The following is a 13,010-nucleotide window of genomic DNA, read 5'->3' as shown; positions in this document are numbered from 1 at the left end:
GGTGCCGGGGTGCCTCCGGAGCGGGCTGCGTGGGTTCAGACCGCCAGCCACTGGTCGTACGCCAGCTTGCACAGCAGGGCGACGACCACGACCACCAGCACTCCGCGGACGAACCCGGCGCCGCGCTTGAGCGCCATCCGGGCGCCCACCATCCCGCCGACGAGGTTGAACAGGGCGAGCAGTCCACCCAGTTGCCACAGCACGGTGCCCTGGATCGCGAACATCGTCAGCGCGCCGATGTTGGTGCAGACATTGATGACCTTGGCGGTGGCCGACGAGGTGACCAGGTCCATGTGCAGCACCGCGGTGAGCGCGACGATCAGGAACGCGCCGGTCCCCGGCCCGATCAGACCGTCGTAGAAGCCGATGCCCAGGCCCGCGATGAGGACGGCCGCGAGCACCCGCCGCCGGGAGACCGGGCCCGACAGCGCGGGGGCGGTACCGAAGGAGGGCCGGACGAGGACGAAGACCAGCACCGCCAGCAACACGGCCATGATCAGCGGGCGCAGTACCTCGCTGTTGATACCTGCCGCGAAGAACGCCCCGGTCAGCGAACCGGCCATCGCGGCCAGGCCGATCCGCAGCGCGGTACGGACGTCGAGCGGGGCCTTGCGGACGTAAGTGACCGCGGCCGCGGTGGTGCCCACGATGGCGGTGGACTTGTTGGTACCGAGGACGAAGGCGGCGGGGGTGTGCGGAAGGCCTAGCAGCAGCGCGGGGAGCAGGAGCAGTCCGCCGCCGCCCACCACCGCATCGATCCAGCCCGCCGCGAGCGCGGTCAGGCACAGCAAGGTCAGGGCGAAGAGCGATATATCAGCAGGCACCGGGCGATCCTATGAACCGGACGCCGCACCGGGTTCCGGATTACGGACACTGTGACCGGTGCAACCCACCCGCCGCGACCGACGGACGGCCTTGCGATCGGCGGTGAACTCCCCGTGCATCGGCTGGGGTTCGGCACGGGCGGACGGGTCGGCGCCGGCCACTGGAGGCCGCGGCGCGACGCCCGGAGCAGACGGTGGCGCTGCTGCGCCGGGCGGTGGCGCACGGCATCACCCCGAGCGACACCGCCGACTACTAAGTGGTCGGCTCCGGAAGTCCTTCGGGGTTGACTACGGAGCCGGGACCATGCGTGTCGGTGCGTCAGATGCCGGGGGCACTGAATGGAGGCCGCAGGAGCAGGCTAGGTGTATTGCCCTGTGAGCCCGCGAACGCGCCGATGGGCAGGAAGACGTCCTCATACTGTGCAGTGCCACGGATAGAGGTCCGAAGCCGTCTGCGGAAGTCACGTGCAGCGGCAGCAGCGCATCACTAACCGGCCGTCTTTTGTCCACCCACTTGCCTACTTGAGGTCGGAGAGAAGTGCGTCAAGTGCCTTCCCCAGAGCGTCGGAGTTGGCTGTGTCGAACCACGTGGTGCGGATGCGTTCGTTGGCTCCTTTTGGTGTCTCGTGGTCGGCCGCGAGCTGGTGCAGGGAGCGGGTCTCGTCGCTCAGGGCGTGCCCAACGCCCTGGAAGAGGCCGCGGACGTAGCGGTCGGCGTCCTCGGCGGGAATGCCCTGCCGGGCGGCCCAGGCGGTGAGCGTGGCCAGGTACCAGTAGTGGGTGGTCAGCGTGGCGGTCAGGGCCTGGTAGACGTTGAGGGTCGCTTCGTCCGCGACGGGGAGCGTTCCGCCGAGGTGGCCGAAGAGGTCGTCCACGGCAGTGTGGGAGGGGCAGGTCACGGTGACGGACTGCCGCTCGCGCGCGGCGGGCAGTGGGATGGCGCGCACCACGGGGGCGCCGGTGCCGAGGGTGTGGCGCAGCTCGCTGATGGCGACGCCGGTCATGACGCTGGCCACGACGCGGTCGCTGCCGATCCGGAGCCCGGCGAGGGCCTCGGCGCGGTCCTGGGGGCGAACGGCGAGGATCACCAACTCGCAGCGGTTCACCACGTCCTGGTTGTCAGTGCACACGCGTACGTTCGGATACTGCTGGGACAGTTCGGCGGCTGTACGGGCTCCTCGTGGCGAGAGGTAGATCTCCGGTGGCTCCTCGACGCCGTCGCACAGGCCGTCCACGATAGCGCGGCCGATTTCGCCCACGCCGATGATCCCGATGCGCTTCATCATGTCTCCTGTCGTCTCGCCAGCAGTGGCTCCGGCCCCCCATCCGTGACACCGCTACTTTGAACCTGCGGGTGGAGGGCGGCGGTTTGGGCATGGCGGTCATCCTGCCTGACCGGTGCCCGCTTCGACGTGCCGGGCCCGCCGGGCGACGGATCGGGCAGGCTGGGCCAGTTCTTGATCCACTTGACGAACGGTCCGTCATGCCCGTTGCCCTGGCCTGTCCGATAGCCCCGAGCGCCGCTGAACGTGAGCGGCTGAAGAAGATGGCCTACGGCCACAGGACCGAACACCGGCTACGGGTGCGCGCCCAGGTGGTTCTGCATGCCGCGCGCGGTCGCTCCAACGCGCGTATCGCGCGGGAGACAGGGCTGCACATCGACACTGTGCGCCGATGGCGGGGCCGGTTTGCCCAGGCGGGACTGCCCGGACTCCGGGATCGCGAACGCTGCGGCCGCCCGGCCTCGTTCACTCTGGTGCAGGCCGCCGAGATCAAGGCACTGGCCTGCCAGCTCCCCGCCGAGAGCGGCACGCCGCTCTCGCACTGGTCATGCCCGGAACTGGCCCGTGAAGCCGTCGCGCGGGGCGTCGCACCCTTCCTGTCGGCCTCCACTGTGCGCCGCTGGCTGACCCGGGACGCCCTCAAGCCCTGGCAGCACCAGTCCTGGATCTTCATCACCGACCCGGACTTTCGTCTCAAGGCCACCCGGGTGCTGGACCTCTACGCCCGCACCTGGCAGGGCGAACCGCTGGGCGAGGACGAGTACGTCATCAGTGCGGACGAGAAGACCTCTGTCCAGGCCCGCTGCCACTGCCACCCCACCCTCGCGCCGGGACAGGCCCGCGCGATGCGCGTCAACCACACCTATGGCCGTGGCGGCGCACTGGCCTACCTCGCAGCCTACGACGTCCACCATGCGAGGGTGTTCGGCCGCACCGAACCACGCACCGGCATCACCCCGTTCATGAGCCTGGTTACCCAGGTCATGAACCGCGAGCCCTACGCCAGCGCCAAACGCGTGTTCTGGATCGTCGACAACGGCTCCTCCCACCGCGGCCAGAAAGCAGTCGCCCGGCTGAGGACCGCGTTCCCGAACACGGTCATGGTCCACACCCCCGTCCGCGCCTCCTGGCTAAACCAGATCGAGGTCTACTTCTCCGTCATCCAGCGCAAAGTCGTGACCCCCAATGACTTCACCGACCTGACCCAAGTCAGGGACAGGCTCCGGGACTTCGAGAACCGCTACAACGCCACGGCACAGCCGTTCCAGTGGAAGTTCACCACCTCCGACCTGGACGATCTGCTGGCCAGGCTCGACCGGCACACCGCCGACCACCCAGAACAATCCTCCGACGCACCGACAGCATGATCAACCCCCGAAGGACTTCCGGAGCCGACCACTAAGTGGTCGGCTCCGTAAATCCTGCGGGGGGTGACTGTGGAGCCTGTGTTGTGTGTGGTGCGGGGTCAGAGCTGGGGTCGGTGAGGTAGAGACCGCAGGCGCAGTCGAGGGCGTCTTCGGGGGTGCCGGCGAAGACGCTGGTGGGCAGGATGGCGTCTTGGTACTCGTCGGTGCTCGCGAGGTAGAGGGCGAAGCCCCAGGTACTGACGGATCCGCCGTACCGCGGACGCATCGGTTCGCCGTCATTCAATCGAGGCGTTTGACAGCGGCCCCAGTCGTTCAGGCTTCCTTGTCAGCGAGCCTGGTCGCTCGTCGGCCCGATGCCTTTGTTCCTGGTCGGAGTTCCGTCCGGGGCGAACGAGTGGTGGAAGGTGAAGGCGTGCGGCGCGGAGCCGTGGTCGTGGAGGTGTTCCAGCTTGGAAACCCCGTCCTGCCAGGTGGGTATCACGCCGTCGGAGACCCACCAGCACACGTAGTTCGGGTGTGCTGTCCTCTCGAACCAGTCGTAACGCCTGTTCAGCGCCTCACGGTGCAGACCGGTGTAGACGGCGTCGACGGCGGGGCGCAGGTCGGTCCAGAGTGAGAGGGTCGCGTCCAGGGCGGCGGTTTCCACCGTACGGCCCTTGCCGTACCAGGTCGGTACGGCGAACTCTCCCCATGCACCCCAGTCCAAGTCGAAGTGTGTGCCCCGATCGCGGTCTACCGCTTCAGCACGGGCGAGGTACCCGGGGTGCTGGCTGATCTTCCGGTAGATGGCCTCGCCGCTGGCGTGGAGTTCGCGCGTGAGAGGTGCGGGATCGGCGAGAGGTGACTTCAGGACGCCGAATGTGTACAGCGCAAGATGGGGCATGCGTCTCTCCCTGGTTGGGGGTGCCTGGTGTGGACCCGGTTCGGCGGCTTACGCATGGGGGCGAGGAGTCGTGGGGCGTGACCGACTCATCCCGTCGCGGGTGGCTCAGCCTGAAGGAACTCCTGTGCGACCGTGGGCGATCGCCGAAGACCAGGTGAAGGTAGCCGCCTCTGCGGGCCCTGTCGAAGTTGCGTTTTCCCTGTCCAAGTGGCCTCTCGCACCGGTCGTTGCGGGGGCTGGGGCGGCGACGGGCGGGGCAGGCTGCGGGGTACCAGTGGTCCACTTCGGCCGATCGGTTCGCCCGCCATGCCCGTCCGCACCCCCTGTCCGATAGCCCCGAGTGCCGCCGAACGCGTGCGGTTGAAGAAGATGGCCTACGGCCACAAGACCGAGCACCGGCTGCGGGTGCGTGCACAGGTGGTGCTGCACGCCGCGCGTGGACGCTCCCACGCATGCATCGCCCGGGAGACGGGGCTCCCTTGGGACACCGTGCGCCGCTGGCGTGGCCGGCTCCTAAGGCCCGGACGTGGCTGAGGAGCTGGTGGTGCGTGCCCTGCACCCCACCCGGAGGGCCTGGACCATCGGGCGCCTTCCTCACCGACCGGAGGCGGCCTGCGGATCCGGCAGGGCGTGCCCGGCCGGGGCCCGGTCGGGCGCGGGCGGGGCGGCCGGGTTGACCGTCAGGGTCAGCAGGGTGGCGCTGAGCGCACTGGCACCCGCCAGGCAGGCCGCCAGCTGACGGCGGACGCGCAGGGTGACGACGGGGACGGGGGACGGCTTGCGGTGGCGGGCCATGGACGGTGGTTCCTCAACATTCGGAGGGGCGGACGGCTGGACGGGTACGGGTGGCGCGGACCGGTGCGGGTGGCGCGGAACGGTGTGGAACGGTGTGGGCCTGGCGTGGAACGGCGCGGAACAGGCGCGGACGGCGCGGGACGCGCGCAGGGCTCAGAAGGTGAATTGCTCCGAATGGATACGGGACGCGGGGACGCCGGCCCTCTCCAGGGCGGCGACGGCGGCCCTGGCCATTCCGGGTGGCCCGCACAGGTACACATCGTGCTCCGGCAGGTCCGGGACGAGGTCGCGCAACGCGCGCGGCGCCAACGGGTCGTACGGACCGTCGGACGGGCCGAGCAGGTAGTGCAGGGTCGCGCCCCGGGCGGCGGCGATCGACTCCAGCTCCTCCCGCAGCACCAACTGGGCGGCGTTGCCCGCCCGGTAGAGCAGGGTGAGGTCTCCGGGCCCGCCCGGCAGGGTCTCGAAGAGCGCCCGCATCGGGGTGATCCCGACCCCGCCGGCGAGCAGCAGCACCTTGCTCCGGGTCCGCCGGTGGGCCGTCAGCGCCCCGAACGGCCCGGTGGCCAGCACCCGTACGCCCGGTCGCATCCGGCGGATCCGCCGGGTGTGGTCACCGCACGCCTTGACCGTGATCCGCAGGGTGTCGTCGCGTACCGGCGCGGACAGCGAGAAGGGCAGCGCCGTACGCCACAGCCGCCGGGACAGGAACCGCCAGCGGAAGAACTGCCCCGCCTCGGCCCGCAGCGCCGCCAGCCCGTGCCCCCGCATGACGACCGAGACGACACCGGGCCCCTCGACCCGGACCTCGGTGACCCGCAGGCCGTGTCGCAGCGCCGCCCGCACCGGTACGACCAGGCGGTACCAGAGCAGCAGGGTGCCGACGGTGGTGTGCAGCAATGTCCACAGCCAGACCGCGAGTTGACCACCGGCCAGGTCGGGTCCGGCGAGCTGGTGGGCGAAGGCCAGGGCGGCGGCCAGATACGTCAGCAGATGGACGGCGCGCCAGGTCTCGTGCCGTACCTGGCGGCGGACCGCGCGCGCCGAGGTGACGCCGACGGCGATCAGCAGAACGGTGCCCACGGTGGCCGCCGCCAGCCCCGGGTACCCCAGCAGCCCGCCCAAGGCCGTGAGCAGGTCGGTGCCGGTGTGCGCCGCGTATCCACACAGCGCGAGGAGGGCATGGCCGCAGCAGAGGCTGAGGACGTAGCGACCGCCGAGGGCGTGCCAGCGGGCCAACCGGTCGGCGCCGACGCCGTGTTCGACGGCCGGCACCCGGGCCATCAGCAGCAGCATGGCCAGGGTCCCGTAGCCCGCCAGGAGACCGGTGAGGTGCGCGAGGGTGGCGAACAGCGCATCGAGTCGGACCGACGGCTCGGCCTGTACCAGCCAGAGGCCGGTGACCAGCACCGCCCCGGTGGCCAGCCCGGTCAGCAGGGCGCGCGGCGAGAGGTGCAGCGGCGGCGCCGGCGCCGGCGGGATGCGCGGCGCCCGGACGGGCTTGGGCGGTACGGCCTGCGGGACGACCCGCGAGTAGAGGGGGTGCACGGTGGGCGGCTGCGGGTGCAGCGCCGCGAACGGGTCCGGAGCCGCGAACGCGTCCGCGTGCGCGAACGGGTCCGGGCCCGGGTGCGCATACGAGTTCAGGTCCGGGCCCGGGTCCACGGACAGGTACGGGCCCGCAAAGGGGGCCGGGCCCGCGGAGGGGGCCGGGTCCGCGGACGGCTGCGGGCCCGCGGAAGGGTGCGGCTCCGCGGAGGGTCGCGCTTCGGCGGGAGGGCGTGGGTCCGCGGAAGGGTACGGGCCCGCGTACGACTGCGGCTGCGGCTGCGGCTGCGGCTGCGCGTACGGCTGCTGTTGCGGGCGCGGCTGTGGGTGCGCGAGCGGGGTGTCGGCCTGGGTGGTCACGGGCCGACAACCTATGGCCGAGCGAGCCACGAAACAGCAGGTCAAGGCTCCGATTCCGGTTCCTTAAGGCAGCCTTGAGGAACGGCTGAACCGGGGTTAAGAGCAACCGCCGGAAACGGCTCGCGGGGCCATGCCCCGCACCTGTTCGGCGCCTTGAACGGTCCGCGGGAGGCTTGGGAGGGGAGCCGTGCGCCGTGGTCGGTCACGACCGACGCATCAGAGCCCCGCGTCCGCCCCTCAGCGCCAGCACCCCGTGTCCGCTCCTTCAACGGACACCGAGCGGAGAAAGTGCCCGAGGATCTCGTTGAAGGCAGCCGGTCGTTCCATGTTGGGGTAGTGGGCGGTGCCTTCGACGGTCGTCGCACGGCCGTCGGCGACGGTGCGTACGAGACGTTGGGCCATCCCGGTGTGGTCGGACGAGTCGATGTCGCCGTTGATCGCCAGCACCGGGACCGTGATCTTCGCCGCTCGAACCCAGGTGTCGGTCACCGGGACAATGTGCACGGGTTCGGAGCCGGTGTGCTTGGCGACGGTCCGCCGAGTCATCCCCCGCAACCTGCGCACCACTTCCGGGTCGACGTCGTCGAGCGTACGGTGCGGTCCTGCCGCGAACCGGTTGAACGCCTCGACCCAGCTCTCGGCGTCGCCCGCGGCCAGCGCACGCGCCTGCTCGGCCTCGATCTCGTGGACCCAGGGGTCGACGAATTCGGGCTCGCTGGTGCCGACGCCGCTGACGACCAACGCAGCCACCAGATCGGGGTGTTCGAGCGCGGTGTCGACGGCGACGCTGCCGCCCATCGACACCCCGACGAGGACCGCGGGGCCGACGTCGAGATGGCGTAACAGAGCTGCGACGTCATCGGTGTGCCGGAACGGTCCGCTCGCGTTGGCGGATCCGCCGTGCCCGCGGGCATCCGGTGCGATCACCCGGTGGTCCGGCGCGAAGACCGGCACCTGGTCGTCCCACATGCCGTGGTCCAGGAAGCCGCCGTGCAGCAGCACCAGCGGCCGGCCCGCCCCGACGTCGCGGTAGACGAGGTGGCCGTCCCCGGTGTCGAACGAGAACACATCAGAAGAAGAGTCAGTCATGACAACCAAGGTGCCATTCTCCCCCGCGGTTGGCAACCAAGATGTCATCCTGTCGGAGTGACTGACACCGACTCGCCCCTCGGACCCGACGACCTCGCCCACCGGCTCACGGAGGTGTTCGCCCTGGTCGGCCCGCTGTACCGCCGCGTCCACCGCAAGGTGGAACAAGCGGCACCCATCGAGGGGCTGTCCGTCGGCGTGCGTGCCGTCCTGGACCTCCTCAAGGAGCACGGGCCCATGACCGTCCCGCAGATGGGCCGCGCCCAGGCGTTGAGTCGACAGTTCGTGCAGCGCATGGTCAACGACGCCGCGAGCCGACGACTGGTCGAGATCACCCCCAACCCCGCCCACCAGCGGTCCTCGCTGATCCGGCTGACCGACGAGGGCAGGGCGGACATCACCGCGGTGACCGCCCGCGAGCACGCCCTACTGCGCCAGGTCGGCGGCGATCTGACCGACGCCGACCTGACCGCATGCGTACGGGTGCTCAGGGAGATGCTCGAACTCTTCGACCACGTCGACGTGAACTGAAATCCCCTGCCGCCACCTCATGCGGACGGAGCGCCGCTACAGACGGGCGCTACGGACCGACCTACAGACGGGCACTACGGACCGACCCACAGACGGGCACTACGGACCGACCTACAGACCGGCGCCACAGACCGGCCCTACGAACCGGCGCTGCCGCGTTGCTCCGCGAGCATGTCCTCGATGACCTGCTCGACGAGGTGGGCCTGCCGCGCCGGGGAGGAGCAGCCCTTGATCAGAGCCTTCGCCCGCTGTGCCGCTTCGACGGTCGGCAGGAGTCCCACGAGGAGTACCGGCAGCATCAGGCTCCGGGCGAGGACTTCATCTTCGGCGATGCCCTGTGGCCGACGGACGACCGAGACATTGACCCGGACGGCGTGTTCGTTCCCCGGCCGGGCGCCCGGCCGGTCCCTCTCGATCGCGGCGTAACGGAAGCCATGAGCCAGGTCGCAGGCGGAACAGCCCACGGGACCGCGGCCGAGCCGGTCACCGCATGCGGAGCAGAGCAGCCTGTCGAGCGCGGCATCCACCACCCGCCAGTCGTGCCGGTCGGGTTCGGCCACCACCATGTCGGCGAGGGTGACCTCCTCGTCTCCGCCGACGCCCCACGGAAGCAGAAAGGCGGACCAGGCCTCTTCGACGATGCCGTCCACCAGCGCACGACAGGCACCACAGGCCAGCGCACCGCCGTACTCAAATCCGCCGCACTCCGCACAGCGACGTAAGGCCGCCCCGACCGCCGGTCTCGCCATGCCCTGCCTCCCGTCGATGTCGGTACGACCCACAGGAAGGGACCGCCCTTCTCCCCCTCGCCCGCCCCGGCGAGTCTCCCCCACCCCGACAGACGACGGAAATGGTTTACGGCATGCGCGCGCCCGAAGCGCTGGCCGGAGGTCAGCCACCGGCCCTGAGGGCGTCCAAGTGCCGCCGCAGGACCTGCCGGAGCAGTTTCGGCGGATAGCGGTCCGGCAGCAGCGCCGCCTGGACGGTGAGTCCGTCGAGGAGGGCGGCCAGTCGTGTGCTTTCCAATGCGACGTCCATGCCGTCCGGCAGCCCGCCGGCGCGCTGGGCCTCGTGCAGTACGCGCACCATCAGGGCGTGCAGGTCGGCCTGCATCTCGGCGGCGCAGGGCCGTAGTTCGGGGCGGGTGTGTGCCGCGGCGGTGAAGGCGAGCCAGAGTGCGGCCTCTTGGCGGCGGGCTTCGTCCAGCGGGAGGAACTCGGCCAGGAGCTCCTCCGTTCCGGCCCGGCGGTCGGTACGGCCGTCGGGAGCCAGCAGCCGCTCGGCGTGGGTGCGGATGCGGTCGCCGATGCGCTGACCCAGCTCCCGCATCGTGAAAGTCATCAACTCGTCGTGGTCCGCGAAGTAGTGGCGGACCGAGCCGATGGCGAGTCCGGCTTCTTCGGCGACGTTGCGCAGCGACGCATGCTCCAAGCCCTGCCGGGCGGCGACGGACAGGACGGCCTGCGCCACCGCCCTGCGGCGGGCCACGGGGTCGACGATCTTCGGCACCTTGGCTTTATAGCACGACCGGGCTAACATTTTTTTAGCTTAAGCACGCTAAAAAGATGGGTGGTGCCTGGTGAACCCATGGCTGCTCGCCGCGATCATCGCGGTGGTCGTGATCGCGGTCGTGATCAAACGGATGATCGGGGAACCGGTCAACGCGAAGGACCTTTTCGTGGCCCCGGCGGTTCTGACCGGGATCGGCGTCCTGACCCTCCTCAAGAAGACGGACCTGACCGGCACCGACCTCGCCTGGGTCATCGCCGGCACCGCCTTCGGTGCGGCACTCGGCGCACTCCGCGGCGCCACCGTTCAACTCGTCGACAAGGGAGGGTTCCTATGGCAGCGGTACACCGGCCGCACCTTCCTCGCCGTGATCGGCACCCTGGCGCTCACGGCCGGCTTCAGCGTCCTGGCGGTGAAGCTGGGCATGCACGAGAACGCGCGCCCCCTCCAGCTCTCCCTCGGCGTGAGCTTCCTCGGCGAGTCCCTCATGGTCGGCCGCCGCGGCATGACGTCGGGAATCCCCTTCGCCCCGGCACGTACGCGCTGACGCTTCGCGCCGGCGCGGCCCTGGCACTACCAGCGGGGCGCAACCTCCAGTGGGATGCGCCCTCAGTGGGCCGCGTCCTCAGTGGGCCGCGTCCTCAGCGAGTCATGCCCTCAGAGCGCCGCGTCCTCAGGGGGCTGTCCCGGCTGGCGCCCGGCCCGGCGGCAGATTCCGCAGGGGAACGGGCAGGGCGGTATGGCGCTGCCTGCGGGCACGTACACCACGGCCGCGGCACCCCTCGGAGGCACCGCAAGTAGCGGCAGCGCCTCGGCGTCACGTCCGGGCTCCCCCGCCCCGTCCGCGGGTGGCAGGCGCCTCATCCGAACGCCTCCGCCGGCAGCTGCGGCCCCCGCCCGTCGCCCTGGCGGCCGTCGTGACAGTCGTGGCCGCCACGATCCCCCTCGCCGTTGTTGCCCTCGTCATCCTCGTCGCCCGGGACACCCTCGTAGCCAGGTACGAACAGCCGGGCACCCCGACTCTCCGCGACCCGGTGCACATCGGCCAGCGCGGCGGCCAAGTTCACGGCCAGCAGGTGGATTTCCCCGGGCGTCCAGCGCCGCCCGGCGAGCACCGCCCGCGCCTCCTCAATGAGTTCAGCCGCGGCGTTGAGCTGCTCCGCCTCGATGCGGTCGGCGGCACGGGACACGTAGCCGGTTCCGTCGCCCGCGAGATAGCAGGGCTTGCCGTCGTGACTCGACCAGGGCAGGAGCCGTGGGGTGGGGTCCGTCATCTCGCCAACTTCCTCGCCGTCTTGGGTAACCGGGTGTAGCCAATTGGTCACCGGGACAACGCGGCGGGCAATAGAATCGAAGCGCTTTAGCAGCGCCACGCAAGTCCGCTGCCTGGCGCGACGCTGCATGCGATCACATGACGAGAGGTCACAGCGTTGGACGAGACCACTCCACCCCAGCACTTGAACCCGCTCCAGCGGTTCGGCGCCGACATCAAGCAAGTACGGCTCGCCCGCAAGCTGACGCAGAAGCAGCTGGGCAGGGCGGCGGGCTACTCGGAGGCGTACGTGAGTCGGGTCGAGGCCGGCAAGTTACTGCCCCGCCCCAGCGACAAGTTCGCCAAGGGCTGCGACGTCGCCTTCGGAACGGGCAAGTTGTTCACGGACCTGCTCCACAGGATCGACGAGGGTGATCACCCGAGCTGGTTCGTGCCGTACCTCAACCTGGAGAAGAAGGCGTCGCGGATACTGGACTTCTCGGCGAACCTGGTGAAGGGGATTCTCCAGACCGAGGACTACGCGCGGGCCATCTTCCGCATCTCCAATCCTCAAGCGAGCTCAGAGGCAATCGAGGGCAAGGTCGCCGCGCGCATACGGCGTCGCAATGTGTTCGAGAGGGAAGATCCGCCTCTCTTCTGGATCATCCTCCACGAGTCGTGCTTGCGCACTGTCGTGGGCTGTGACGAGGTGATGGCCGGACAACTTGAGTACCTGTTGAAGGCCGCTACATCGCCATGCATCAAGCTTCAGGTGCTGCCGTTCTCCGGGGGTGCCCCGGCTGCCCATGCGAAGCCCTTCACTGTGTTGCGCTTCACCGACTCACCGACGGTGCTGTACACCGAAAGCAGGGTAGGAGGCAGGATGCACGACTCCGCACAAACGGTCGATGCAGCTCTCGACGACTATGATCTGCTGAGAGCACACGCGTTGTCCCCAGATGGATCAGTCACCCTGATCAGGACCCTGCTGAAGGAGTACCGCGAATGAGTGCCGCCCTGGATCTCGCCGCGGCCAGATGGATCAAGTCCTCCTACAGCGACGGCAGCGGCGGAGACTGCATCGAGATCTCCCCCGACTTCGCCTGGACCAAGTCCTCCTACAGCGAAGGCAACGGCGGAGCCTGCCTCGAATTCACCCGAGCACTCCACGAGCCCCACGGTCTCGTCCCCGTCCGCGACAGCAAGAACCCCGACGGACCAGCGCTCATCTTCCCCACCCCGCAGTGGACTTCATTCGTCACCGCCATCAAAAGCGGGGAGGTCACGACGTGAACCTCACCACCGCCACATGGATCAAGTCCTCCTACAGCGACGCCAACGGCGGCGAATGCGTCGAGATCTCCCCCGACTTCGCCTGGACCAAGTCCTCCTACAGCGAAGGCAACGGCGGGGAATGCATCGAGATCACCCACGCCCTCACCCACCCCCACGGCCTAGTCCCCGTCCGCGACAGCAAGGACCCTGACGGGCCGGCGCTCATCTTCCGTACCCCGCAGTGGACTTCGTTCGTCTCGGCCGTCAAGGGCGGGGAGTTCTCCGCCTGAAGGG

General features: G+C 69.7%; 16 protein-coding genes. 7 read left to right on the top strand and 9 right to left on the bottom strand.

The window, feature by feature from the left end; genetic code table 11:
• Positions 1-35 precede the first annotated feature (35 nt).
• Positions 36-824, bottom strand: coding sequence for a TSUP family transporter (locus AB0G84_RS01655; protein WP_361313917.1), 789 nt, complete (start codon positions 822-824; stop codon positions 36-38).
• A gap of 518 nt (positions 825-1,342) precedes the next feature.
• Positions 1,343-2,110: an NAD(P)-binding domain-containing protein gene (locus AB0G84_RS01650; protein WP_361313914.1), complete on the bottom strand. Its 768-nt coding sequence runs from the start codon at positions 2,108-2,110 to the stop codon at positions 1,343-1,345.
• A 197-nt stretch (positions 2,111-2,307) separates the two neighbouring features.
• Here AB0G84_RS01650 and AB0G84_RS01645 point away from each other — a divergent pair, with 197 nt between their 5' ends.
• Complete coding sequence (locus AB0G84_RS01645) at positions 2,308-3,474, top strand: IS630 family transposase (RefSeq protein WP_361313911.1); 1,167 nt, start codon at positions 2,308-2,310, stop codon at positions 3,472-3,474.
• Positions 3,475-3,799: 325 nt separating this feature from the next.
• On the opposite strand, the gene AB0G84_RS01640 is transcribed toward AB0G84_RS01645, so the two are convergent.
• On the bottom strand, positions 3,800-4,357 hold the full coding sequence (locus tag AB0G84_RS01640; protein WP_361313908.1) for a DUF3291 domain-containing protein: 558 nt from the start codon (positions 4,355-4,357) through the stop codon (positions 3,800-3,802).
• Between the two features lie 306 nt (positions 4,358-4,663).
• On the opposite strand from AB0G84_RS01640, the gene AB0G84_RS01635 reads away from it, so the two are divergent.
• Positions 4,664-4,891 (top strand): helix-turn-helix domain-containing protein, encoded by a 228-nt coding sequence (locus AB0G84_RS01635; protein WP_361313906.1) that lies wholly within the window; start codon positions 4,664-4,666, stop codon positions 4,889-4,891.
• 60 nt (positions 4,892-4,951) lie between these two features.
• On the opposite strand, the gene AB0G84_RS01630 is transcribed toward AB0G84_RS01635, so the two are convergent.
• From AB0G84_RS01630 to AB0G84_RS01620, 3 genes are all read right to left on the bottom strand, one after another.
• Positions 4,952-5,152 carry a hypothetical protein gene (locus AB0G84_RS01630; protein ID WP_361313904.1) on the bottom strand — a complete coding sequence of 67 codons (201 nt, stop codon included), beginning with the start codon at positions 5,150-5,152 and terminating at the stop codon, positions 4,952-4,954.
• 153 nt (positions 5,153-5,305) lie between these two features.
• Complete coding sequence (locus AB0G84_RS01625; RefSeq protein WP_361313901.1) at positions 5,306-7,060, bottom strand: ferric reductase-like transmembrane domain-containing protein; 1,755 nt, start codon at positions 7,058-7,060, stop codon at positions 5,306-5,308.
• A gap of 237 nt (positions 7,061-7,297) precedes the next feature.
• Entirely contained in the window at positions 7,298-8,149 is an 852-nt protein-coding gene (locus AB0G84_RS01620; protein WP_361313899.1) for an alpha/beta fold hydrolase, read from the bottom strand.
• Between the two features lie 57 nt (positions 8,150-8,206).
• On the opposite strand from AB0G84_RS01620, the gene AB0G84_RS01615 reads away from it, so the two are divergent.
• The gene (locus AB0G84_RS01615; protein WP_361313896.1) at positions 8,207-8,680 is read left to right on the top strand and encodes a MarR family transcriptional regulator; all 474 of its coding nucleotides are present in this window, start codon (positions 8,207-8,209) and stop codon (positions 8,678-8,680) included.
• Positions 8,681-8,817: 137 nt separating this feature from the next.
• Here the strand turns inward: AB0G84_RS01615 and AB0G84_RS01610 are convergent, their stop codons facing one another.
• Entirely contained in the window at positions 8,818-9,429 is a 612-nt protein-coding gene (locus AB0G84_RS01610; RefSeq protein ID WP_361313893.1) for a hypothetical protein, read from the bottom strand.
• A gap of 142 nt (positions 9,430-9,571) precedes the next feature.
• Positions 9,572-10,219: a TetR/AcrR family transcriptional regulator gene (locus AB0G84_RS01605; RefSeq protein ID WP_361313891.1), complete on the bottom strand. Its 648-nt coding sequence runs from the start codon at positions 10,217-10,219 to the stop codon at positions 9,572-9,574.
• Between the two features lie 40 nt (positions 10,220-10,259).
• On the opposite strand from AB0G84_RS01605, the gene AB0G84_RS01600 reads away from it, so the two are divergent.
• A complete protein-coding gene (locus tag AB0G84_RS01600) occupies positions 10,260-10,736 on the top strand; it encodes a DUF1453 domain-containing protein (protein ID WP_361313888.1) in 477 nt (158 codons plus the stop codon).
• Positions 10,737-11,049: 313 nt separating this feature from the next.
• On the opposite strand, the gene AB0G84_RS01595 is transcribed toward AB0G84_RS01600, so the two are convergent.
• Complete coding sequence (locus AB0G84_RS01595; RefSeq protein ID WP_361313885.1) at positions 11,050-11,463, bottom strand: hypothetical protein; 414 nt, start codon at positions 11,461-11,463, stop codon at positions 11,050-11,052.
• A gap of 156 nt (positions 11,464-11,619) precedes the next feature.
• Between AB0G84_RS01595 and AB0G84_RS01590 the strand changes: the two genes are divergently transcribed.
• The 3 genes from AB0G84_RS01590 to AB0G84_RS01580 are packed head-to-tail and all read left to right on the top strand — an operon-like array spanning position 11,620 to position 13,006.
• Positions 11,620-12,450 (top strand): helix-turn-helix transcriptional regulator, encoded by an 831-nt coding sequence (locus tag AB0G84_RS01590; RefSeq protein WP_361313883.1) that lies wholly within the window; start codon positions 11,620-11,622, stop codon positions 12,448-12,450.
• The gene (locus AB0G84_RS01585; protein WP_361313880.1) at positions 12,447-12,734 is read left to right on the top strand and encodes a DUF397 domain-containing protein; all 288 of its coding nucleotides are present in this window, start codon (positions 12,447-12,449) and stop codon (positions 12,732-12,734) included. The genes AB0G84_RS01590 and AB0G84_RS01585 overlap by 4 nt, the downstream gene beginning before the upstream one ends.
• Positions 12,731-13,006, top strand: coding sequence for a DUF397 domain-containing protein (locus AB0G84_RS01580; protein WP_361313878.1), 276 nt, complete (start codon positions 12,731-12,733; stop codon positions 13,004-13,006). The genes AB0G84_RS01585 and AB0G84_RS01580 overlap by 4 nt, the downstream gene beginning before the upstream one ends.
• Positions 13,007-13,010: the final 4 nt, after the last annotated feature.

Source organism: Streptomyces sp. NPDC020742, assembly GCF_040641675.1.
Classification (GTDB): Bacteria; Actinomycetota; Actinomycetes; order Streptomycetales; family Streptomycetaceae; genus Streptomyces.
Note: the sequence above shows the minus strand (reverse complement) of the source record. Positions and strands in the feature narration are given on the sequence as shown.